General features: G+C 38.7%; 27 protein-coding genes and 1 pseudogene. 14 read left to right on the plus strand and 14 right to left on the minus strand.

Going from position 1 to position 21,846, the window contains the following annotated elements:
* The first annotated feature begins 11 nt into the window (after positions 1-11).
* The 8 genes from RFW85_RS00845 (at position 12) to RFW85_RS00880 (ending at position 6,274) form a co-directional block, all read left to right on the plus strand.
* Positions 12-860 (plus strand): DUF2303 family protein, encoded by an 849-nt coding sequence (locus RFW85_RS00845; protein ID WP_309171051.1) that lies wholly within the window; start codon positions 12-14, stop codon positions 858-860.
* A gap of 98 nt (positions 861-958) precedes the next feature.
* Entirely contained in the window at positions 959-3,034 is a 2,076-nt protein-coding gene (locus RFW85_RS00850; RefSeq protein ID WP_309171052.1) for a DNA polymerase, read from the plus strand.
* 4 nt (positions 3,035-3,038) lie between these two features.
* Positions 3,039-3,617, plus strand: coding sequence for a DNA polymerase III subunit beta (locus tag RFW85_RS00855; RefSeq protein WP_309171053.1), 579 nt, complete (start codon positions 3,039-3,041; stop codon positions 3,615-3,617).
* A 35-nt stretch (positions 3,618-3,652) separates the two neighbouring features.
* Entirely contained in the window at positions 3,653-3,850 is a 198-nt protein-coding gene (locus RFW85_RS00860) for a hypothetical protein (RefSeq protein WP_149944980.1), read from the plus strand.
* Entirely contained in the window at positions 3,831-4,094 is a 264-nt protein-coding gene (locus RFW85_RS00865) for a VRR-NUC domain-containing protein (protein WP_017725349.1), read from the plus strand. Before RFW85_RS00860 ends, RFW85_RS00865 begins: the two co-directional genes overlap by 20 nt.
* Positions 4,091-4,522, plus strand: coding sequence for a hypothetical protein (locus RFW85_RS00870; RefSeq protein ID WP_195197185.1), 432 nt, complete (start codon positions 4,091-4,093; stop codon positions 4,520-4,522). Before RFW85_RS00865 ends, RFW85_RS00870 begins: the two co-directional genes overlap by 4 nt.
* Positions 4,519-5,916, plus strand: coding sequence for a DEAD/DEAH box helicase (locus tag RFW85_RS00875; RefSeq protein ID WP_195197186.1), 1,398 nt, complete (start codon positions 4,519-4,521; stop codon positions 5,914-5,916). The genes RFW85_RS00870 and RFW85_RS00875 overlap by 4 nt, the downstream gene beginning before the upstream one ends.
* A gap of 61 nt (positions 5,917-5,977) precedes the next feature.
* Positions 5,978-6,274, plus strand: coding sequence for a hypothetical protein (locus RFW85_RS00880; protein ID WP_195197187.1), 297 nt, complete (start codon positions 5,978-5,980; stop codon positions 6,272-6,274).
* 9 nt (positions 6,275-6,283) lie between these two features.
* Here RFW85_RS00880 and RFW85_RS00885 read toward each other — a convergent pair whose 3' ends face one another.
* A complete protein-coding gene (locus RFW85_RS00885) occupies positions 6,284-6,595 on the minus strand; it encodes a hypothetical protein (protein WP_103851291.1) in 312 nt (103 codons plus the stop codon).
* 348 nt (positions 6,596-6,943) lie between these two features.
* Here RFW85_RS00885 and RFW85_RS00890 point away from each other — a divergent pair, with 348 nt between their 5' ends.
* The gene (locus tag RFW85_RS00890; RefSeq protein WP_309171054.1) at positions 6,944-7,477 is read left to right on the plus strand and encodes a hypothetical protein; all 534 of its coding nucleotides are present in this window, start codon (positions 6,944-6,946) and stop codon (positions 7,475-7,477) included.
* 21 nt (positions 7,478-7,498) lie between these two features.
* Here the strand turns inward: RFW85_RS00890 and RFW85_RS00895 are convergent, their stop codons facing one another.
* The 5 genes from RFW85_RS00895 to RFW85_RS00915 form a co-directional block, all read right to left on the minus strand.
* Complete coding sequence (locus RFW85_RS00895) at positions 7,499-7,918, minus strand: surface-adhesin E family protein (protein WP_309171055.1); 420 nt, start codon at positions 7,916-7,918, stop codon at positions 7,499-7,501.
* A 108-nt stretch (positions 7,919-8,026) separates the two neighbouring features.
* Positions 8,027-8,371, minus strand: a complete 345-nt coding sequence (locus RFW85_RS00900) for a hypothetical protein (RefSeq protein WP_309171056.1) — start codon at positions 8,369-8,371, stop codon at positions 8,027-8,029.
* Between the two features lie 80 nt (positions 8,372-8,451).
* Positions 8,452-9,183, minus strand: a complete 732-nt coding sequence (locus RFW85_RS00905; RefSeq protein WP_309171057.1) for a DUF4760 domain-containing protein — start codon at positions 9,181-9,183, stop codon at positions 8,452-8,454.
* A 546-nt stretch (positions 9,184-9,729) separates the two neighbouring features.
* A complete protein-coding gene (locus RFW85_RS00910; protein WP_016138707.1) occupies positions 9,730-10,059 on the minus strand; it encodes a hypothetical protein in 330 nt (109 codons plus the stop codon).
* A gap of 118 nt (positions 10,060-10,177) precedes the next feature.
* On the minus strand, positions 10,178-10,624 hold the full coding sequence (locus RFW85_RS00915) for a helix-turn-helix domain-containing protein (RefSeq protein WP_309171058.1): 447 nt from the start codon (positions 10,622-10,624) through the stop codon (positions 10,178-10,180).
* Between the two features lie 111 nt (positions 10,625-10,735).
* On the opposite strand from RFW85_RS00915, the pseudogene RFW85_RS00920 reads away from it, so the two are divergent.
* Positions 10,736-12,002 (plus strand): annotated as a pseudogene (locus tag RFW85_RS00920) (MFS transporter).
* 131 nt (positions 12,003-12,133) lie between these two features.
* Positions 12,134-12,538, plus strand: a complete 405-nt coding sequence (locus RFW85_RS00925) for a hypothetical protein (RefSeq protein ID WP_309171060.1) — start codon at positions 12,134-12,136, stop codon at positions 12,536-12,538.
* 88 nt (positions 12,539-12,626) lie between these two features.
* Here RFW85_RS00925 and RFW85_RS00930 read toward each other — a convergent pair whose 3' ends face one another.
* Positions 12,627-13,874, minus strand: coding sequence for a mechanosensitive ion channel family protein (locus tag RFW85_RS00930; RefSeq protein WP_309171061.1), 1,248 nt, complete (start codon positions 13,872-13,874; stop codon positions 12,627-12,629).
* A gap of 241 nt (positions 13,875-14,115) precedes the next feature.
* Here RFW85_RS00930 and RFW85_RS00935 point away from each other — a divergent pair, with 241 nt between their 5' ends.
* Positions 14,116-14,478, plus strand: coding sequence for a DUF3592 domain-containing protein (locus RFW85_RS00935; RefSeq protein ID WP_309171062.1), 363 nt, complete (start codon positions 14,116-14,118; stop codon positions 14,476-14,478).
* A gap of 4 nt (positions 14,479-14,482) precedes the next feature.
* Here the strand turns inward: RFW85_RS00935 and RFW85_RS00940 are convergent, their stop codons facing one another.
* The 4 genes from RFW85_RS00940 to RFW85_RS00955 are packed head-to-tail and all read right to left on the minus strand — an operon-like array spanning position 14,483 to position 17,493.
* Positions 14,483-15,127 carry a glycosyltransferase family A protein gene (locus RFW85_RS00940; protein WP_309171063.1) on the minus strand — a complete coding sequence of 215 codons (645 nt, stop codon included), beginning with the start codon at positions 15,125-15,127 and terminating at the stop codon, positions 14,483-14,485.
* Positions 15,124-15,723: a bifunctional 2-polyprenyl-6-hydroxyphenol methylase/3-demethylubiquinol 3-O-methyltransferase UbiG gene (locus RFW85_RS00945; RefSeq protein ID WP_170247889.1), complete on the minus strand. Its 600-nt coding sequence runs from the start codon at positions 15,721-15,723 to the stop codon at positions 15,124-15,126. Before RFW85_RS00945 ends, RFW85_RS00940 begins: the two co-directional genes overlap by 4 nt.
* Positions 15,698-16,492 (minus strand): PIG-L deacetylase family protein, encoded by a 795-nt coding sequence (locus tag RFW85_RS00950; protein WP_170247890.1) that lies wholly within the window; start codon positions 16,490-16,492, stop codon positions 15,698-15,700. The genes RFW85_RS00945 and RFW85_RS00950 overlap by 26 nt, the downstream gene beginning before the upstream one ends.
* Positions 16,480-17,493, minus strand: coding sequence for an acyl-CoA dehydrogenase (locus tag RFW85_RS00955; RefSeq protein ID WP_170247891.1), 1,014 nt, complete (start codon positions 17,491-17,493; stop codon positions 16,480-16,482). Before RFW85_RS00955 ends, RFW85_RS00950 begins: the two co-directional genes overlap by 13 nt.
* A 249-nt stretch (positions 17,494-17,742) precedes the next feature.
* On the opposite strand from RFW85_RS00955, the gene RFW85_RS00960 reads away from it, so the two are divergent.
* Together RFW85_RS00960 and RFW85_RS00970 are read left to right on the plus strand one after the other, a co-directional pair.
* On the plus strand, positions 17,743-17,976 hold the full coding sequence (locus RFW85_RS00960; protein WP_014206240.1) for a DUF2171 domain-containing protein: 234 nt from the start codon (positions 17,743-17,745) through the stop codon (positions 17,974-17,976).
* A 321-nt stretch (positions 17,977-18,297) separates the two neighbouring features.
* Entirely contained in the window at positions 18,298-19,233 is a 936-nt protein-coding gene (locus RFW85_RS00970; RefSeq protein ID WP_017481400.1) for a metal-dependent hydrolase, read from the plus strand.
* 67 nt (positions 19,234-19,300) lie between these two features.
* Here RFW85_RS00970 and RFW85_RS00975 read toward each other — a convergent pair whose 3' ends face one another.
* The 3 genes from RFW85_RS00975 to RFW85_RS00985 form a co-directional block, all read right to left on the minus strand.
* Positions 19,301-19,861: a TetR/AcrR family transcriptional regulator gene (locus RFW85_RS00975; protein ID WP_170247892.1), complete on the minus strand. Its 561-nt coding sequence runs from the start codon at positions 19,859-19,861 to the stop codon at positions 19,301-19,303.
* Positions 19,862-20,491: 630 nt separating this feature from the next.
* The gene (locus RFW85_RS00980; protein WP_170247933.1) at positions 20,492-21,121 is read right to left on the minus strand and encodes a class I SAM-dependent methyltransferase; all 630 of its coding nucleotides are present in this window, start codon (positions 21,119-21,121) and stop codon (positions 20,492-20,494) included.
* Between the two features lie 243 nt (positions 21,122-21,364).
* Positions 21,365-21,703: a hypothetical protein gene (locus RFW85_RS00985; RefSeq protein ID WP_170247893.1), complete on the minus strand. Its 339-nt coding sequence runs from the start codon at positions 21,701-21,703 to the stop codon at positions 21,365-21,367.
* Positions 21,704-21,846 lie beyond the last annotated feature (143 nt).

Here is a 21,846-nt window from a genome sequence, read left to right on the forward strand (position 1 = left end):
GTAAATAACACATGGAACAACTAAACGTAGACAAAATCGCAGCGCTAGCAATTGCAGCACAAGGCAACTTACCTGTTCAGGTTGATAAAACAGCTTCAATTGCAATCGTACCTGAAGGTTTTAAGGTCCATAACACAGAAAAATTTAATGCTTTGCGTGACCGTTTCCGCGGCACTTTCAACACAAGCAATATTGATTCGTTTGTTGAGTATGCAAAAGCACGTGGCGTTGCAGGCTTAAAAAATTTCATTAATACCCGTAGCACACTTAAAGCCGAAGCGTTTTTTAATATTGGCAATGAAGCCGACCCTGGTCATGCTGACGACACTGCCGTTTTAGTTTTGGATAAAAAGCCTGAATTTATCGCTTTTGAAATTGCTAATACCCGCCGTTATAACCAAGAAGATTTAATCGATCTATTAGACGATTGGGCCGAGTTCATTACTCTCCAAGGTAAAACCATGGGTGAAGATGGTTCGTCCTTAAACACTATTATCCCATTCGATAAAGGCATTCGCGCATTACGCAAAGTAAAAATTGCTAAAAACGCGGAATTAAACAGCCATGTTGCTGAAATGGGGTATCAACGCAGTGCAGCAGAAAGCCTAGAAGCTACAGGCATTGATGAAAACTTACCTACTGCAATCGTGTTGAGCACTGAAAGCTACAAAGGCCTACCTGTTGAAGCTATCACCATTTCCCTTCGTATTTCCGTAAATAACTCTGAACCTACATTTATTTTGCGTTTTGTAGGTAAAGACAACCACGACCAAAAACGTGCTGATCAATTTATCGAAATCCTGAAAGGAAAATTAGCCGAACTTCAAGGCGAATTCTACCAAGGTGTTTTCGAAGCATAACCCTAAAAGCATCTCGCATTTTGCGGGTTGCTTTGGAAAGTGGATGTATTGCTGACCCTCTGCGTTCACTTTACCAAAGCAAAATAGGAATTATAAAAATGGATGACATCCTTTGGCTTGACCTTGAGACATATTGCGAAGTGCCAATTAAAAACGGCACGCATGCTTATGCAGAACAAGTTGAAATTACAGTATTTGCTTGGGCTTTAAATGACGGCCCTGTTCATGTTGAAGATGTTGCATCAAATCCTTTATCAAATGAACTTTGCAAATTACTGAATGATCCAAATGTAAAACTTATCGCTCACAATTCGCATTTTGACCGTACCGTTTTACGCCATGCTTTACCAAAAATGGGCCTTGATATTGTTCTACCAATCGAACGTTGGGAAGACACAATGGTCCAAGCTTTGAGCCATTCTTTGCCCGGTTCGCTTGATTCACTTTGTGAAATTTTCAAGATCGATCAAGACAAGGCGAAGGACAAAGCAGGTAAACAACTTATTCAGCTTTTCTGCAAGCCCCGCCCTGCTAATCAAAAATTACGCCGCGCTACCCGTGAAACGCATCCGCTTGAATGGGCGCGTTTCCTTGACTATGCCAAAAGCGATATTTTGGCGATGCGCGAGTTACATAAACGCATTCCGAAGTGGAATTATCGTGGAGCTGAATTAGCACTTTGGCACCTTGACCAAAAAATTAATGACCGTGGCGTTTGTATTGACCTTGATCTTGTTGAATCTGCAATTGAAGCAGTAGACAAAGCGCAAAAAGGATTGGCAAAACGCACCGTTGCGTTAACCGATGGTGAAGTACAGGCAGCTACCCAACGCGATGCAATGCTTAAGCATATTCTTGAAGCGCATGGTGTTTCGCTGCCAGATATGCAGAAATCAACTTTAGAGCGCCGTATTAATGACGACTCTTTGCCACTTGCAGTTCGCGAATTGCTTGCCATCCGTTTACAGGCTTCAACTACCAGTACAGCAAAATACGCCGCGCTCGCTAAAGGTGTTAGCTCAGACGGTCGATTACGCGGAACTTTACAGTTTAACGGTGCATCGCGCACAGGACGATGGGCGGGCCGATTATTCCAACCGCAAAACCTACCCCGTCCTACGCTCAAGCAAGATGTAATTGACGAAGGCATCGAGACTTTAAAAATCGGCTGCGCGGATATGTTCTATGAAAACGTCATGGAACTAACAAGCTCTGCAATTCGCGGTTGTATCTGTGCGCCAGAAGGCAAAAAACTCGTTGTAGCCGATCTATCAAACATTGAAGGCCGTGCCCTAGCTTGGCTTGCGGGTGAAACATGGAAACTCAAAGCGTTCTATGACTTTGATGCAGGCGAAGGCCATGACCTTTATAAATTGGCTTATGCAAAATCGTTTGGTGTATCACCTGAAGACGTAGACAAAGAACAACGCCAAGTCGGTAAGGTTCAGGAATTGGCTTTAGGTTACGAAGGCGGTGTAGGCGCATTTTTAACGTTCGCAGCTGCATACGGCTTAGACCTAGACGACATGGCCGCACAAGCTTTTGACAGCATTGACCCAAGCATAATGAATGAAGCAATCCGCGCTTGGGAATGGCATAAGAAAGAAAAGCGCACCACTTTCGGTTTAAAGAAAAACACATGGTTAGTGTGTGATTCGTTCAAACGCTCATGGCGTTACGCTCATCCGAATATTTCTGCGTGGTGGAATGAGCTTCGCGTGGCAGCGATTAATGCCATTAACAATCCTGATAAACCTTTTCCATGCCGCAAAGTAATTTTCATTAAAAAAGGCTCTTGGCTTTACATCAAATTGCCAAGCGGTCGTTTCCTTTGTTATCCGGGCGCAAAAGCGGATGACAACAGAATTTCTTACATGGGCAATAACCAATACACACGTAAATGGGAACGCCTTTACACCTATGGCGGCAAGTTTGCCGAGAACATTACGCAAGCAGTTGCACGCGATGTGCTAGGCCACAACATGCCATTAATCGACAGTTCAGGTTACGAAATCAGTCTTTCTGTACACGATGAAGTAATTACAGAAGCCGATGACGTACCGGAATACAACCATGAACATTTATCAAGCCTGCTTGCTACTAATCCCGAATGGGCACTTGATTTGCCTTTAGCGGCAGCGGGCTTTGAGTCATATCGCTATAAGAAGGATTAACACCATGATTAAATTTTCAATACCTTTGGCGACTTTAAAAGCCGCTGTTATCTGCTCAGCTAAAAAAGATGTGCGCCATTATTTACAGGGCGTTGCTATCGACCAAGGGCACGCTGTTTCAACTGATGGTCACAGAATGTTTTACGCAGAAGTTGAGGGCTTAGATAGCAAACTCCAACAGGTAATTATTCCACGTGATGCAATTGAATTTCTTGCAAAGAAAGCTACAGGAATTAAAGACCTAAAAAAATTAGTAAAAGTAACCCTAGACGGGCTTGACGGTACTTTGGAAGTAATAGGCACAGACATAAGCGAACGTTTTAGAGCCTTCGATAATAAATTCCCTGCATGGCAGCGTGTCATACCAAAAGCCAAAGGCGATGAATACAAAGGCGACTACCCCACTTTCGATTGGAAGTATTTAGTCGATTTTCAAAAAATTGCAAAAACCCTTGGCGATAAAAGTTTGGTACCACAAGTCAAAGTAACCCCAACAGTCGGACCTTCAAACGCTGCACATATTGATTTTCTAAGTACAGAAATCAAAAACGTGCGCGCTGTGCTTATGCCTTTACGGGCGTAAATATGTGCGAATCGGATTAAACAGGATGCTAAGAAATGGTTGAACAAGTTAATGAGCCTAGTTGGCAAGAAATGGATAAGGCAATTTCTATTCTTGAACATGAGTTGGAATTGCTTGTGGACCGTAACAGTTCTACGGGCTATGCGTGGTTTTTACCAAACCGTGCGGATTCTGAGCGCCTTTATTTAGAACTTAGAAAAGTGTTTGTAGAACATGCGCGAATCAGTAATTGAAAAATACCTTGTGGACAAGGTCAAAGCCCTAGGGGGTGAAGTCCGCAAGGTTAAATGGATTAGCCGCAACTCTGCCCCCGACCGTCTGGTAATGCTACCAGACAATACATTTTGGGCAGAGCTAAAGGCACCAAAGGAAAAGCCAACCGCAGCCCAAGCACGTGAGCATGAACGTATGCGCAAGATGGGCCAACGAGTTGAAGTTATAGACAGCATAGAGCGAATTGAGGAGTTACTAAAATGAAAAAAGTTATGCAAACGAAAGTCGGATTAGGCGGGAATTGTGAAGGAGCAACACTTGCCACCTTGTTAGGTTTAAATCTTGAAAACATCCCTGACTTTTGGGAGGGCTGTTCGATTGAGAACCCTAACGACACTGCAAACGGTGAAATTTATCAAGAAAATTTAAATAAGTTTCTTGCGCAACACGGCTTCAAATCGATCTCTTTGGGTTGGAACATGCCAACAGAAGAAAGCATTAATTGGGTTGAAGATATAAGTAAAAAGATCGGTACTAAGCATTTGGTCGCAGGTATTTCACCCCGTGGGCATATGCATTCAGTGATTTATGAAGATGGTAAGTTGTGGCATGACCCACATCCTGAAGGCGGGGGCGTAGTGCCGTGCCAAATTCAATTTTTGGTACCAATGTTTTCAGGGATAAGCGAATGACTCAACCGCGCAAATTCGTACCGCACGATTACCAACATCTAATTATCAATCACATTCTTGATAATGAACGTTGTGCCGTGTTTGCGGGAATGGGTACAGGCAAAACATCTTCTACCCTCACCGCTTTAGAAATTCTCGAATTGTTTGAGCCGGGGCCGACTCTTGTAGTTGCCCCTTTGCGAGTTGCTGCAACCACATGGCCCGATGAAGCTAAGAAATGGGAACATCTACAAGATTATAAAGTTGTTGCCGTAGTCGGTTCACCTGAAGAACGTGTACGTGCGTTAAAACAAAAAGCAAATGTGTATGCCATTAACTATGAAAATTTACCATGGTTAATTGATTTTCTAGGTAGTAAATGGCCTTTTACAAAAGTGGTCGCTGATGAAAGCACAAAGCTAAAAGGTTTTCGTTTAAGACAAGGTTCGGTACGCGCACGCGCATTAGGTAAAGTTGCACATACTCGAGTCAAACGTTTCATTGAATTGACGGGAACGCCTGCACCCAATGGGCTTAAAGACCTTTGGGGCCAAATATGGTTCATTGATCGTGGTCAAAGATTAGGCACCAGTTTCAGCGCGTTTACAGATCGTTGGTTTCAAAAGGTTGTAGTTGGTGACGATCGTAACGCCGTTAACCTTGTTCCATTCGATCATAGTCAAGGCGAAATTCAAGCGCGAATTAAAGACGTGTGTTTAAGCATTGAAGCTAAAGACTACTTCGACATTAAAGAACCAATTGTTTATCCGATTGAAGTAGAGCTTACAGGCAAAGCCCGTAAGACCTATGAAGAAATGGAAAAGGAAATGTTCATTGAACTAGCTGAAACGGTTGAAGTAGAAGCATTCAATGCAGCATCAAAAACAATGAAGTGTTTGCAGATTGCAAGCGGTTCTATTTACACAGATGAAAACGGCACTTGGCACCCAATCCATGATTTAAAAATTCAGGCGCTTGAATCAGTAATTGAAGAAGCTGCGGGCATGCCTGTGTTGGTTGCGTACCATTTTAAAAGCGACCTTGAACGTTTATTAAAGGCTTTTCCAAAAGGTCGCCATTTAGATAAGGACCCGCAAACGATTCACGATTGGAACGCGGGCAAAATCCCTGTGCTATTTGCCCATCCTGCAAGCGCAGGTCACGGGCTTAATTTACAGGACGGTGGAAACATTCTCGTGTTCTTTTCCCACTGGTGGGATTTAGAACAGTACCAACAAATTATCGAACGTATCGGGCCAACACGCCAAGCACAAGCAGGCCATGACCGCCCTGTTTACATCTATCACATCATTGCAAAAGACACGATGGATGAAATCGTTATGGAGCGCCGTGAGTCTAAACGCGAAGTACAAGATTTATTAATGGAGGCTATGAAAAAGCGATGCGAAGTTTAATTGAAAAAGACACCGACGATTTACCAGAAGAAATTTTAATTAGCATTGGAGAAGTTGTGTAATGGGAAAATATATTGTTGTTGTAGAGTCAGAAAAACCGCCACAGATTTTTATACATGACCATGTACCAAACATCGGTAAGGTTTTAGAAATTAAAGCGGAGGAAATACCGAACCGTGTGCCGGCTTCATGGTTAATGGAACGGTATAATTTATCGAGAAAAACCATTATCGATGAATTAAGGGCTTATAATCTAGGCGGTGACGGAAAACACCTTTATAATCCTGCTACTGTCATGCCGATTTTAGATAATCTAAATAAGGCTAAAGCCCAAAGGCAAGCAAGACGTAAAAATTAAAAAGGCGCTCTAGGCGCCTTTATTATTCTTATTAAAATAATTCAAAAATTTAGTTTCTAAATCAAAAACATTTTTAAAATCTGTATTTTGACCAATAAAATCATCTAACATTTTTGGTGTTAACTCCGCTTTATTTTGATGGCCAAGGAGTTTCGCACAAGCCTGGTTGTATAAATCTACCAAACCATCAAATTGTGTACTTTCTTTGACAAAATCATTAATTGCAAATTCCTTAGCAAGATGTTTGTCATTTCTGATAGCATCCCATTGTGCGTCTATCTTCTTTCTACGCTCAATTTCTGCAATTTGTTTTAAAATCATAACTGAAAATGCCGCCTTATAAGTAATATTGATAATAGTAAATAAAATTACTTATAAAATGTTTAAAATAAATATTTTATTACAATAAAATTACCCTGCCCCCACAGCGCCACCACTCAAATTTAAGCAATTGTTTTATTTAAAATATTATAACCTTGCCAAGGTTGGGGTCGCGAGTTCGAGTCTCGTTTCCCGCTCCAAAATTTAAAAACCACTTAATTCGAAAAGATTAGGTGGTTTTTTTATTGCTTCTCAATTAGAAAAATCAGCTACGCTCGACTGTTTCTTACCTAATGGATCTTAAAAACTAATATTTAAAATTATTCCGACATAACTAAGAAAATTAATTTGAAACTATTTCAAAGTAGATTTATAGACTCTAAAAACCAATTTAGAGAAAGAGAAATGGCTTTAATCAATTGTAAAGAATGTGAGAAAAAATTTAGCAATCTTGCTTATGCATGTCCTAAGTGTGGTGCACCCACTTCATATTCAACAGGAACAAATGAGGTATCTATTCAAACTGATAAACCATCTTCTTTTGATTTACTTGAGACGGAAACTCGAAATCAAATCATGACCTATTACTGGAGTTTACATGATGAAATTGCCCGACTAGGGGGTGAAGTACCAGAAAAACCAAAGTATCCTGAAGAAGAGATTGTAAGGGCAATAATTACTAGAATAATGCACTCACACAGGATGTTTTTAACTATCAATCATTTTGATGGAAAACCTCAGATTCAATTTATTCCAAATGATTGTTGGATTCTAACTAGTGAAAATATTGTAAAAATTATTGCTGACCGTGAAGGTCCAAAAAAAGAACTTTTACCCGATATTATTCAAGCTGCAGTAAATCGGTTGGCTAAAGCACCCTAGGATGCTTTTCTCCGTTTATCTTTAACTTCTCGTTCCATTTTGAATTTCATAAATAGAACAAGCTCTGTTTAGCATATCCTCTCCATTAGAGTCAGGTATAACATCTTTCATATTTGGATTAGGCATATTAAGAGTTGCACCAAATGGCTTTCCTTTTTTATACCTAATCCCTTGTAAAAGGCCCATTTTCTTTGATTTGCAATCTATCTGGTACAAAACCATAGTTTTGTCCCCAACTCCCATACCATCCTTTGCGATATCTTTGAAAATATCTAATTTAAACCATGCTTTTACTAAGTCTTTATTGTAAGAATTAACATTTTTAACACTTTCTATATCTACGTAATACTCTTCTGTTTCAGTATTAAATATATGCAACCACTCTGCTGCATGTGAAAACTGCACAAAAAAAATTAAAGAAAAAGTCAGTAATTTTTTCATTATTCTCTCCTCACGAATAAGAAGAGAATACCAGAAAGTTATTGAATGTAAATTCGACATAAAGCTGATTTAAAATCCTTCATAGGCAGTTATATAATGTTTAATAATTTAATTAGAAGATTTATAACCTAGAATGCATTTATTGAAAAACATTGATGAATAATCTTTCCTGTATGATTTTCTTTCACTTTCATCCACCGGAAATGGTATATAGTCGTAGGCAATGTCAATTAATTTCTTACTAAAAACAATCCCTACTTCATCTTGGATCTTTTCTTCGACTAAATTATATTGCTCCTCTCGGCTTTGACCATTGAAATAATTATCCCAATATACCAATGCTAGTTCTGTATATGATTCACACCTTTTCTTTATTTCCTTATTTTCCAGTGATTTGGCTTGAACCGTACCTATCAATGTAAGCATGAGTGTAAATAGATAAAACTTTTTCATAAAATTACCTTTATATTTTGGGGTAATTTAACACAGGTCAATAATGGCGCAATAAAAACCGCTATCTCTAGCGGTTCATCTTACTTATTACAACTCCATCTTTTCTGAAGTGCTGTTAAATGTTCATAAACAGTTGGCAAAGTTATTTGTTTGTCCTTAATAATCTCTTCGAAAAATGTATAGTTTGTATTAATAATAGTCTTCATCATATTCTTCATTAATGTCTCATCCAGATCGCCAAAGCGAATGCCAGTAGAAACAAATTCTAAATAGTTCAAAAGATAGTGAATTGCATCTTTATACTTTTGATCAAGTTTTTCAAAGTGTTCTTTTTTTAGTTTATAGCCATCACCAAATTGTTTTCTAGCTGTTACATAAACCTCAGTACATAACATAACTTTATGGTTGTAGACTTCTGAAAGTCTTGACTCCATTAAAGTATGTATTGTATGGCTTCTAGTTGCTGCCACGCTATTAGCACGCGTTGGAAATAACCAGCCTAAAATTGCAACTACCGTTCCCAAAAGAACTACCAGTGTGTTTGATATAGTTTGTCTTTCTTCTCCCTTAGGATCGAAAGATATCTTTGTTAATTCAAACGCAAGGAATGTGTAGTCTCTGAGGAACAGATTCCAATAGACTAGTTCCATAAAAACAATCACTAATGCAATCATTATGAAATTTAATTGCACATGGGTTCGCGGCTTTAAAAAGAATTTATCTTTAATTCTCTTATCAAAGAAATACCAAAGGCCAAAAAAAGGTAAAAATAATAAAATTGTTCTTAGTAATAATATGTTATCAATTACCATTTTATACTCATAAAAATAAAGCACCCATAATAGGATGCTTTATTTGTATTCTTTTGTAAACTAGCCGATGCCATAACCATCTGCTAAGCGATAGTTTAATTTTGTAGTTTTCATGGCGTCTCCTCTCAAAGCTTACGCTTGATTTAACCTATGTACGTCTAAATAAAATATGCGTCGCAGTCAGTCACCGCGTCACAATAGTAAACGTTTCGTTTAAACGCATAGTACGTACTAATGACAAAAGTGTCAATACAGAATCGTAGCGTCAATGTCAATCACTTGACTGCATTATGTGTCAACAACCCCGCTAAGCTACGTCGCAAAGTCTAAGTTATGTACCAAAAGTCACTACTTAAGTCTTCATCGCTCGTTGCGTCGCCTTCCTATGCGCATCATCCAAGAACATGTCCTCTATATAAACCAGCTTTGTACTTCTCAACAAACTGCCAAACTTTTCTTAAATCACCAGATTTATGGAATAGCAGTCCTAGTTTCATTATTTTTTCATAGGTTAATAATCGATTTCCACATTTCCCATTACCACCCTCAAATATTTTTAGCTAATTCCTTTGCCAAACATTGTTCATGCCACGTGGTTTGGAAGTTCTCGACAGCTTTTGACTTAATGAGAGGGTCTTCAAATAATTTTGAAGAATATGCAGATTTGATAAGCTCTTGATAAAGTTGTTTGGCTTGTTGCTCTTCAAGATGATTGGCGATGTCATGTAACTCTTTAGCTGGCACTTCATGTTGTCTAGCATCCATCACCCCACTCGCTGCTTTTTTCACAGTTTCACAGTAATGAAGTTCCATTGCTTCTGATGCTGCATAACATTGAATTGAAATTGCGCTTATAAAGAGGAATATAAATCTCATAATCTCACCTTAATTTGACGCGCAAGGTTAGCAACTAATCTGCCCAAATTTAAGTTAAAAAAGGTTATTTTTTTCTCCGCTTTTACAGGGGCAAAAGAATGAGACGGCGCGATTAATTTCATTTCACCTTTTGCACTTGAGTGTCAGACGCATTAAGCACTTTTCCATCTGCCGCGACTGGCACCATAAATGGGATTTGCTGACCTGTATTTTTATCAATTAACAGAGAATGACGTTCACCACTTTCAAATAGGTTGTGCTCACCCCATTGTCGTAGAGCCACAACAACTGGAAACAAACTCTCCCCTTTAGCTGTCAAAATATACTCTTTATAGGCCGTACCATCCGAAGCATCTTGCATTTCAAGAACGTCTGCATCAACTAACTTTCTCAAGCGATCTGAAAGAATATTTCGCGCAACTCCCAAACTCCGCTGAAAGTCTCCAAAACGGCGCATTCCATCAAAAGCATCACGCACAATAAGCAATGACCAACGATCTCCTATGAGATTGACACAGCGCGCAACAGGACAAGGTTCATCTTTTATCAATGTAGAGTTCGCCATTGAGTTTCCTAACTAATCATCAGTAACAAGTTATCTAGTTGCATTTTAAAACCAGTGAATCTAACATTCAACTAGTTTCATTTTAAAACTAGATTAAATGGATTTAGGACTATGAAAGCTTCTCTTGCATCTTCAACTTCATCCGCCGAAAGTGATAGACCACTTCCAAACATGCCTCGTGGAGTAATTTTGCTATTTGCGATTGCTAGTGGTGCAAGCGTAGCAAATGTCTATTATGCACAGCCTCTACTCGACATATTGGCGAGTGACTTTAATGTGAGTCATGCCGCCATTGGTGGTGTGGTGACCGCCACTCAAATAGGTTGTGCGCTAGCCTTAATCTTTTTAGTGCCGTTGGGTGATTTGGTAAATCGGCATCGATTAATGGCCCTACAGTTATTGGCTTTAATATCTGCATTGCTCGTGGTTGGCTTTGCCCATTCTACGATTATTCTTTTGGTAGGAATGCTTGCGGTGGGTTTACTCGGCACAACCATGACACAAGGGCTTATTGCCTATGCTGCAAGTGCTGCGGCCCCACATGAGCAAGGACATGTAGTAGGTACTGCACAAAGTGGTGTGTTCATTGGTTTACTACTTGCCCGCGTATTTTCAGGGGGAATTAGTGATATAGCGGGTTGGCGCGGCGTGTACTTATGCGCAGCCATCATCATGCTCATGATTGCTTTGCCCCTTTGGAAACGTCTGCCTCATTTAAATATTCAACCTAGTGCCATGCGCTACCCGCAGCTTTTGGCTTCTATGTTGAAACTGCTACGCCAAGAAAAAGTGCTACAAGTGCGGGGTGTCTTAGCTTTACTCATGTTCGCGGCATTCAATATTTTTTGGAGCGCACTGGTATTGCCATTGAGTGAGCCACCTTATAGTTTTTCACATACGATTATTGGGTCTTTTGGGCTCGTTGGGGTGATTGGTGCTTTGGCTGCTGCACGTGCCGGTTACTGGGCAGACCGTGGATATGCTCAGCGTACAAGCTTGGCGGCACTGTTAATATTATTAATTGCATGGGCTCCACTTTCACTCATGCCCTATTCGCTCTGGGCACTTGTAATTGGCATCGTATTGCTAGACTTAGGTGGACAAGCCCTACATGTGACCAATCAGAGTATGATTTTTCGTACTCGTCCAGAAGCGCATAGTCGGCTTGTTGGTCTATATATGCTCTTTTATGCGGTAGGTAGCGGATTCGGTGCAATCAGCACAACAGCGACTTATGCTTATGCTGGATGGTTTGGCGTGTGTGCACTCGGCGCAGGTGTTAGCCTTCTGGCATTATTATTTTGGCGAATGACACGACATATTACGTCTTAAAGAGCAGATGAAAAAAGACAACAATATGCAAATACATAAATTATAATAACCAAAAATTTAATTCCCATAAATAAACTCATTTGGTCTTTAACTTTGAAATTGGAGTGGTAATGGGATGAAATCTTCTTTAACAATCTAAAGATTGATATGTAACTTTAGTCAATTACTATCAAATATATGAAAACCCTTATAGGAACAAAATTGGGTATCTATAATAAAGTAATTTACACCATGGTATTTGCCCTTGTTGCAGGATGTCATCAACAAGAAGCAAACGACGATACCGATGCTGTAAAACTCCCAGTCTATCAGTTTAATAGCGTTTCTGCATCAGCACGCTTAAAAGGAATATTGCAGCTAAAACAAGAGTGTCTTTATGTGAACGATATACTCATTATCTTTCCAGAACACACAGCTCAGTGGGATTCTGAAAAAGAATCTTTGAGTTATAAAGGCAAGCACATCGCCCCAGGCAATGAATTAGATATTGTTGGAGGGGGCGGTGATTTTGAGCAAGACAACCTACGCATTAAACATTTAAGCCCAATGTGTGATCATCAGAATATTTGGTTTGCCGGCTAATCTTCAGTGAAGAGTATGAGTAAAAAAAAAGCCCCTGTCTGGGAGCTTTTTCAAATTCGTTTAGCTGCTGTTATTTATAGCTTAAAACTTAACTTGGGTGAATTTCTGCCGTTAATCTTTGCAGATCATGACCCGAAGGTGCTTGGTAAACACGTAAACCAAATTCGGGAAGAATCGCAATTAAATGATCAAAAATATCTGACTGAATCGCTTCATAAGAAACCCACGCAATCGTGTTGGTAAATGCATAAATCTCTAACGGCAAACCTTGGCTGGTCGGTTGTAACTGACGAACAATAATGGTTTGATTTTGAGCAATGCCCTTGTGCTGACGCAAGTAAAACTCTACATAGGCCCTAAATGTACCAATATTGGTTAGGCGACGCTTGTTGTAACGAGATTGATTGCTTAAATGCTTATTGAATTCTTCAATCTCAGAGTTCTTTGTACTTAAGTATTGATCTAACAACAAAAAGTCTTTGAGCTTTTGTTGCTCTTCATCACTCATAAAATGAACGCTACTTTGGTCGATGAAAAGTGAGCGTTTCATTCGACGGCAACCTGAATTACTCATGCCTCGCCAGTTTTTAAAAGTATCGGTCACGAGCTTATTGGTTGGAATGGTGGTATAGGTTTTATCAAAATTTTGAACAGTCACGGTATGCAGTGAAATATCAATTACATCACCATCTGCATTGAGTGATGGCATTTCAATCCAGTCGCCAATACGCACCATGTCATAAGAGGCAATTTGTACACTCGCCACCAAAGACAAAATGGTGTTTTGGAAAACCAGCATTAATACCGCTGCCATTGCACCAAAACCTGCAAGTAAAGTGAACACATCCTTTTTAAGGAATGTTCCCAAAATCATGAGGCCACACACAACAAATAAAATGAGTTTAACCAGCTGTAAGTAACCTTTAATCGGCTTATTTCTAGATTTCGGATTACGCTGATAAATAAGGTTAAAGATATTTAATAGTTCGCTGATCGTAAGCGCGAGTGTAAGAAAAATGAATGCTTGCGCGCCCATCTCCACAAAAGCAATAAACTTCGGAGATAGATGAGGAACCGTTGCAATACCGTTCATAATCACAACGGCAGGAACAATATTTGCAAATTTCTTTATAACGCTATGCTGAGCAAAAATAGATTGATTCGGAGATTTGAGTTTTGTGACTAAATGACGAACGCCCCGAACAATAATGCGTTTGGCAATAAAATTTGCTATTGCTGCAAATAAAATCAAAATAGTGAGTGAAACAAACATCTCTAGCCAAGGATATTGGCTTAACTCACCCCGAATATCACGTAAAAAATTTAAAAAATCCAAACCTATACACCTTACAACTTTCTTTTCTAGAATTTTAGGGGTTAAGGACATTTATAATAAGGTTTGTTTACATATGTAGTCATAAATACAACAACTAAGTTATATACCCACTCAAATTTAAATCGAATCACTTAGTTTCACTCCCTTGCCTATTTATGTTTAAGATTGATTCTAGAAAGTAGATCGAAGCTATCAGCTCCTTTAGAATAATGTGCTAAACGAACGCTTCTGGTTGTATAGAGTGAAATTTTCTGACTTTTTGACTTTTATTGGAGTGGTCTGGTTCAGCTTATTCTTTATCTATATTGTCTGGACCTTTTTTCTTAAAAGTCAGGTTCAAAGATTTTTGATTTATAAACGAGGAAAGATGACTTCTGCCGAGGTCGTATATTTTCAAGACTCATTAGCTAAGGTGCAATATCGCCCTTTATGTTATATAAAATTAAAATTTCAAACTGAGCAAGGCCAAATCATTACTGAAAATCTAAAGGTGCTTATTGCTAAGCAAGATCAACATAAATATAAAGTCGGTAGCATTATTACTATTAAATATGATCCTAAAAATTTAAAGAATATTTCGATATTGGGCGAAGTGATGATTTAGGTCATTAGAGATTATTTAAAAAGTACGACAAACCTTGAGGTGCGCGTCCATTTAAACGACTACTTGTGGTTACTCGAACCAGATTACTCCAAGTAATATTGCAACAATGCTTAATCAATTTTTTGATTAGAGATACATCCTCATGACATGAGATAGGCTCAAAGCCACCAACCAAAAGATAGACCTCTGCACTAAAACTTAAATTTGCGCCATGAATATGCGCGTGATCCATCTGATCTTTATAGTGCGCTAAATATTTCTGCTGTTTTGTTATTGAGAGATGACTAAAATCGTCTAGCGTCACAGTGCCGCAAATTGCATCTGTGGGTTGGTGCTGGATTTGATAGCGTAGCCAATCTGGACTCACCACGGTGTCTGCATCAGTACATGCAATCCATGTCACGCCACGCCCAATTAAATGACGGATTCCCAAATCTCTCGCTTGCCCCACACATGCATAGTTGCATTCAATCCAATTGATTTGATGGCTTTGTACAATCAACCGCGACTGATCTGTACAGTTATCGAGTACAACAAGCACTTCTACCTCATAACCAGAAATATTATCTATGGCGACCTGAATAGATTGCAAACAGGCAGATAGATAGTGCTCTTCGTTATGTGCTGGAATGACGATACCTATTTTCATCTTAGTTTTTCCTGCTGTGCTAAAGAGGAAGTATTCGCCGTCCACAGATCAATCATAAAGTCTGGGTCGTTTAAGCTGAGGTAATGATGAAATGGGAAATGTTGCTGAAAAGCTTGATGAACTTGTTCAGCGTTTAACTCAAAATCTTGAATTTCATGACGCCAGTGACAACACAGAATCTCGCCATCATCATTTAAACTATGCTTTAACTTTTCAATAAACTGATGTAATTCATCCTTGGATAAGTAATAGGCCATCTCACTAATTAAAATCAGATCAAATTTTTGAATTGAGTAGTCTTCGGGTATTTTCCTGTTCTCAACCACAACATGCTCAAACTCTTGTAGCCGCTCGGAAGCTAAATGAACAGCACGCTCAGAGACATCTATACACACTAACTCATCAGCTCTTTGCGCCAAATGAAAACTTAAATGTCCATTTGAACAGCCCACTTCTAGCACCTTTGGATAGCGGGGTTTTGTCAGCAGCGCGAGACAAATTTGTCTTTTACGGGCTTCATACCAGTGAGCGTCATAGCCCCATGGATCACTGTTATGACGATATAAATCTTCAAAGTACACGCGAGAATGAATCACTCAAATAAACCTCATGAGGTATTAAAAGACGTTTAATCGCACTTGGAGAGAGAACCGCAGCATTACCCGTGGTTTCATCTGCTTCAAGTTGGGTTTTAAACTGCAAAATTGCTTGACGTTTTTTAGTTAGCTGTTCTTCGGTTAAGCGGTAGGCTTTTGCTCGGTGCCAATCAATTCGTGGGTCTAAAGGCTCTGCCCAATGCCAAGCCCAAATTAATACGTGTAAACAGAGTAGTTGCTTAGCGGTTGCATAGGCTTGTACGGTTTTACCCACGGCTTCATGGTCTGGGTGACCATCAAATTCATAGCTACAAATTAGAATATCGTCGGCTTGAACTAACTTGTCTAAACTCTGCCACAGTTGTTCGGTTTGCAAATGGATCTGGCCATCTAACAAATTAAGCTCTATATGCTCGGTTGACTTTGCTACCCCTAGACAATTTAAGGCTGCCAAGCTTTCTTGCGGGCGAAGAATATTAAGCTGATCTGGAGGATATTTTGTAGATTTAGGATGACTTTGGGTACCGTTACTTACCGCTAAAACCAAAATCTTGCAGTTCAGTGCAACAAGCTGCTGCATTAATCCGCCACAGCCAAGCACTTCATCATCCGGATGTGGCGCAACAATTACCACTCTTTTTGAGCGAAATAGCTCAAGATCTAAAGCTGCTAACGGTTGTTCTTTAAATGCCTTTAACCATTGCTCTTTGGCCGTACCCTCACCAAAAATAACGCGGTCTTCAACCAAAGGATGTTTTAAAGTTCCCATAGGCTTTGCTCCGATACACAGAGTTCTGCAATTTGTTCATAATCAAACGCGGCATGACTTTGCCGTATAAACACAGGCAAATCAGCCATGAGCTGAGCAAATGTGGCATCTTCACAAAAAGGACGAGCGCCTAAGGCTTTACCTACTCTTTCAATAACACTCAAACAGCATTGTTCTGTTTGGGCACGCAATATTCGAATTTCCCGCTCATGACTTAGCATTGGTTTCTGGTCTATCAGCTTGGCCACATATTGAAAATACTGTTTGGTGATATCTAGCTGCTGAGCGACTTCTCCTAAATACAATTTTTTATAAAGATTCGGATTTGCCTGACAGCTTTCTTGTAAAAAACCGGCTAGACTTACGGCGGCACCGTACCAGCAGGCCGCAACACCTGCTGCACCATGCCAAAAACCTGGGCGTTTTAAATAACTGTTTGGCTGACCAACCATCTGAACAGGCGTATTCTCGAAACGAACTTGTGCAGTCTGTGTTGCGTGCATGCCTACAGCATGCCAGTGGCTTAAATCGGTCGTAATGGATGGATGACTTAAGTCAACAATACAAAGCTGCGCCTGCCCTTGCTGATCTTTATAACTCATTAAAGCTTTTTGAATAAATTCCGCACCAGAGCACCAAAGCTTGATGCCATTACAAAGACTATCTTCCACTTGTAATGGCGCTGGTCCACCGTCTGCTGCCCAAACAGCCCAAGTCTGGTCATCTATTTGTTGTTGATAACCCAATTCACTCAAAATGCTTAGAGCATCGCAATGAGACTCAAAAAGCTTAGCTAAACTTAAGTCGACTCCAGCAATCTGCGCAAAAAGTTGCCAACGTTGATAGGTTTGGCCAGAAGCTGGGTGAGGCAAATTGTGAGTTAAACTTACCAATTGATTGAGCAAATCTATACGAAGCTTACTTTTATCTTCAGCTAAGGCAGCTTCAAATTCACTCAATATACTTAATATCGTCATATTTATAGGTATTTTAATATTCATTGCAAATAATTATTTATAAGACTTGATTTAACCATATCTAAATACTTCTGTTTAAATAAACATATAAATTGTAATAAAAAGATAAATATTATTAGTTTTATATCTAATTATTTCATTGTTATTCAAATACACCCATTAAGTGAACTTATAAACCGATCATGTAAGGTTTATTAAAAACTCAACATTTAGTTCATTATTTAAAGTAATTTAGTTGTTACCGTTTTTCTATTTCTACAGAAGAGGTCTAAAATGAACACTTTAAATATTAATGATATTAAAAAACACGCAGATGTTATTGCTTCTTGTGGCACTAAAGTAGGAACAGTCGATCATCTTGAAGGTGAAAACCAGTTAAAACTCACCCGAGATGAAAGTGGTCAACATCACCTTATTCCTACAGGATGGATTGGGGAAGTAAAAGAAGACCAAGTCATTCTGAATAAAAATTCAGAGGAAGTTAAAGATCAGTGGCAAGCGATCTAGACTTCTAAATATAACTATAAAATAGTTAGCTTTTTTAAATAAGCTATTTTTTACTAATAAAATAAAATTAGTTTATTACTAAAATCTAAAACTAAGGCTCCTTTTTATAAAGGAGCCCTTTTTTATTTATCTCATATTTAAAATAAATAAAACTTAACCTCGTTTTATTTCAAATTCACCTAGTCTTTAACGGAGCTGCTTTTATCTCTACAAACCTTTTTGTGGTTCATTTTGTCCCTTAAGCACATGGTGATCGTTTTTACTTAGTGCTAAAAATTGTGCATTCGCATTAAATGAACAATTATGAATAAGGTGACGTATATGATCACAGGGAATCATCAGCTTAAAGCCAGAAAGGTACATTTCGATTTTACCGAATCATCGGTCTGTTGGATGCCGAATGATCCGCTATGCTCGCATGTCGCCAATGGCATTAACATGCTCTTGCCAGCTGGTGAGTTTTGGTTTTGCCGTGTGTTTAATAAAACCCTGCCCTTAATTACCGATGAAACCCTAAAACAAGAAGTGATTGGATTTGTCCGCCAAGAAGCTGCTCATGCACGTGCGCATGAAAAAGCACAGGACTTCTTACGTGAAAATGGTTACGACATTCAAGAAACACTCAACCGTGCCCATTTTGTTTTTAACATTTTATTGGGTGACAAACCGCTCGGCATACCCTTTTTAAAAGGCGAAAAGCTTGATGAATATTGGTTACTTTTCCGAGTGGGCGTGATTGCTGCAATCGAGCACTTTACGGGAACCATTGGTCAATGGACGCTGGACAGTAAGACTTGGGACCAAGCTGACCCTGCTATGGCAGATTTGTTCCGTTGGCATTTGGCTGAAGAAGTAGAACATCGCTGTGTTGCTTACGATTTATTTGAGCACCTTTTAACAAACAAGTTTGGGTTTTATGTGTCGCGCCAAGTGATTATGGCGGCGGTTTTTCCACTGTTTATTTACTTCCTTGCTGACTTTGCCCGTAGTTTAGGTAAGCAAGATTTAGAGCATGAAGATATTCAAAAATTGATGCGCCGTGGCTACTTCAAAATTATTCGAGAATTTGAAAAAACTGCGACTCGCTCAGACAACTTACCGACTATTAAATATTTGTGGAAAGCGACTTTAAGATGGGTTTCACCAAAATTTAACCCAATTCATGAGGGAGACACCGAGCAAGCTTTAGCTTATATGGCTCGCTCGCCTGCGGTTCAATATTTTGAAGGAATGGCGCAGGCCGCAAAACCTGTGTAATCAAGCTAAGCGCTTATTTCAATACAAAGTAAAGCCTCTTTTTGGGAGGCTTTCTTTCGTTTAAGAGTTATCTAGACCGACAAAGATTAAAAAGAAACAATCGAACTAGCGCGCTTTCATCAATACTATTTTTTTCAAAAAGTCGGAACATTGCCCCGTCAATCATACATAAAAACATGTAAGCGTCTTCGACTGAGGCAGTAGTTTTGACGGATAAAAGTAGTTTATAAATTTCATTGATGAACCAAGTTCGGTACTCGATCGTAACGCCATAGGCCTTGGGATAGACTCTTTTGATTTCAAACAATGACTTAAAGGGTAAATGATATGGCCCTTCTAAACTCGCATGTAAAAAATAAATTTGCTTAAGTTTATCCAGCACCATGAGTTCATTGTAAGAATAGAGAATGGAAAACACTTTATCTTTTAGCGTGTCTTTTTGGAGACTGATACACCTCTCGATTAGCCGTTCTTTTGAGTGAAAGGCATTATAAAAAGTGGCTTTGGAAACCTTGGCTTCACTAATAATTCGGTCAACACCGACCTTGTGAAATCCATATTGATTAAATAAGTCTTTTGCTACGTGAAGCACTTTTAATGCTTTAAAGGAAGATTGTAAATTTGGCATAGATATACCGCTAAAAATAATTTTTTGTTGTATGTAAATGAGATAGAAATGCCGTCACTCTTAAAATGAGTGCTAAAAAACAGGCATGCAAAAGCCGCACAAAATGGCGTGCTGACCTATCTCAAGTTTTATAGTTGCTGTGTTTTAGATTCTTAAGGTGTAGAAAACCTAGAGTCGATTGAACCGCTTTATAGATTGCTCGAGTGGTATGAATAGAGAGACTTTGGCAAAAGCCAATAAAGAAGAAATAGTACGCATAGCGGACTCCTAGATAAAATAGAAGTTCTACCGAATTACTGTCAAATAATTATGGTGGCAGAACGAAGATGGGTTGACAGACCAGTCATCTAGGAACCGGCACGCACAAGGCGTCCCACCTCCGTCCTACCGCTACGAAGGGGGGACGAACGAGTTCGCCACCAAAAAATTACTTTCTTGGTGCCCTAGATGAAAAACAGCCTGTCAAAGCCGGCTGGCAATGTGGCCAGCAGGCAAAGCATAATCGGAGGGGTTTTAGGTGTCAATGTGATATTGGCTACAAATAAAGCTTTAAAATAATTTTAGTAAAAGGGTTTATTAATCCAATACAGAAGATTTGGTTTATAAAATGGGATAATTATTGAAAGCAGCTTAAGAAACTTTGAAAGAACATAATGCATTCTTTTCTTTTAATAATTCAACACTCTTAAAACCAGCTAAAGAAAATGTATTTATATGCTCATCAATAGTCATATATAAGCCTTTATTTTTCATCCCTTCCTCATCTTTGACTATATGATCGGTCACTATATATAAATAATTTGTATTTAAGAGATGATTTCTAACTTGCATATGAAACTCTTTAGCAAAATCTTTATGCCTTAACTCATGTAAAGCTTGGTGAATGATGACGACATCAAAAGTTTCTTGTTGGCATACGTTGTACCACCCATAATCTCTAAAATTGGCAGTTAAGTAGTTAGCTTTACTCGCAAATGATCCTAATTTTTTTCTGGACAACTCATGCATAGCTTCAGAAAAATCTAAAGCTGTATATTCCAGAGACTCTATATTTTCTAATAGAATTTTTGCCAAATAGCCAGTACCAGCACCTATCTCAAGAATCTTAGTTTTTTTGAGATTAAGTGACTTAATCTCAGCCACATACATGCTAAAAAATTCATATCTCCAAGGGCGTTTCACATTTACTTCTTCAGCCCACTCTAGAGCATCAGCCGCTTTTCTTAGGTCAATTGGACTTGCAACTTCCTTTATAGTCATAATTTTACGCCCTTCTAATAGCTTTTTTAGTATTAAAAAATGAATATACCTTTTAAAATATATCTCTATTAATTCTTCAATTCTATTCATTTAAAAGAAATTTTAAGTGTCAATATAGTATTAGACTGCTTCTTAGAGTGTGTTTTCTGGTTCAACTGGTAAATTTTATGTCGTGATACACCGATAAAATGGATAATTAAATCCATCTTATCGGCTTGCTAGAATCGGTTTTTTAAAACCTTTTTATTTTTTAATATAGTTTGGGAAATCTTTTAAAACCTTACTACATAGATGGCCTTTTGCATCTTCTCTTTTGCGCTCTTCAAATTGCTTCATACCAAACTTCATGACTTCTCTACCGTATTTATCGCCTAGCTCATGTTTAGTACATTTTGCTGCAGCATCCTTTAACTCTTCTGAATAATAGTGAGAATTACAATCAAGTTGAGCACGGCTTAAAAAGCCATGTAGTTCAACTGCTTTCTCACATTGTGTTTGCTCTAGAAGATTCTTGGTTTCTTGACTAGCATAAATTGATGTTCCTACTAATAAAGTGAGAACTGTTACTAAAAAAATACGCATTATTTCCCCGACAAAGTTATTAAAAGTATTAGTGATAATATTGCGGGCGTATTAAATAATAATTATTCATAAGTGTCTATTAATAAAAAGAAAATTAAATAAAACCACTTCTCTTTTGAATACTTAATCACCTTAATAAAATT

The organism is Acinetobacter sp. 12966 (assembly GCF_031196995.1).
GTDB classification, from domain to species: domain Bacteria; phylum Pseudomonadota; class Gammaproteobacteria; order Pseudomonadales; family Moraxellaceae; genus Acinetobacter; species Acinetobacter geminorum.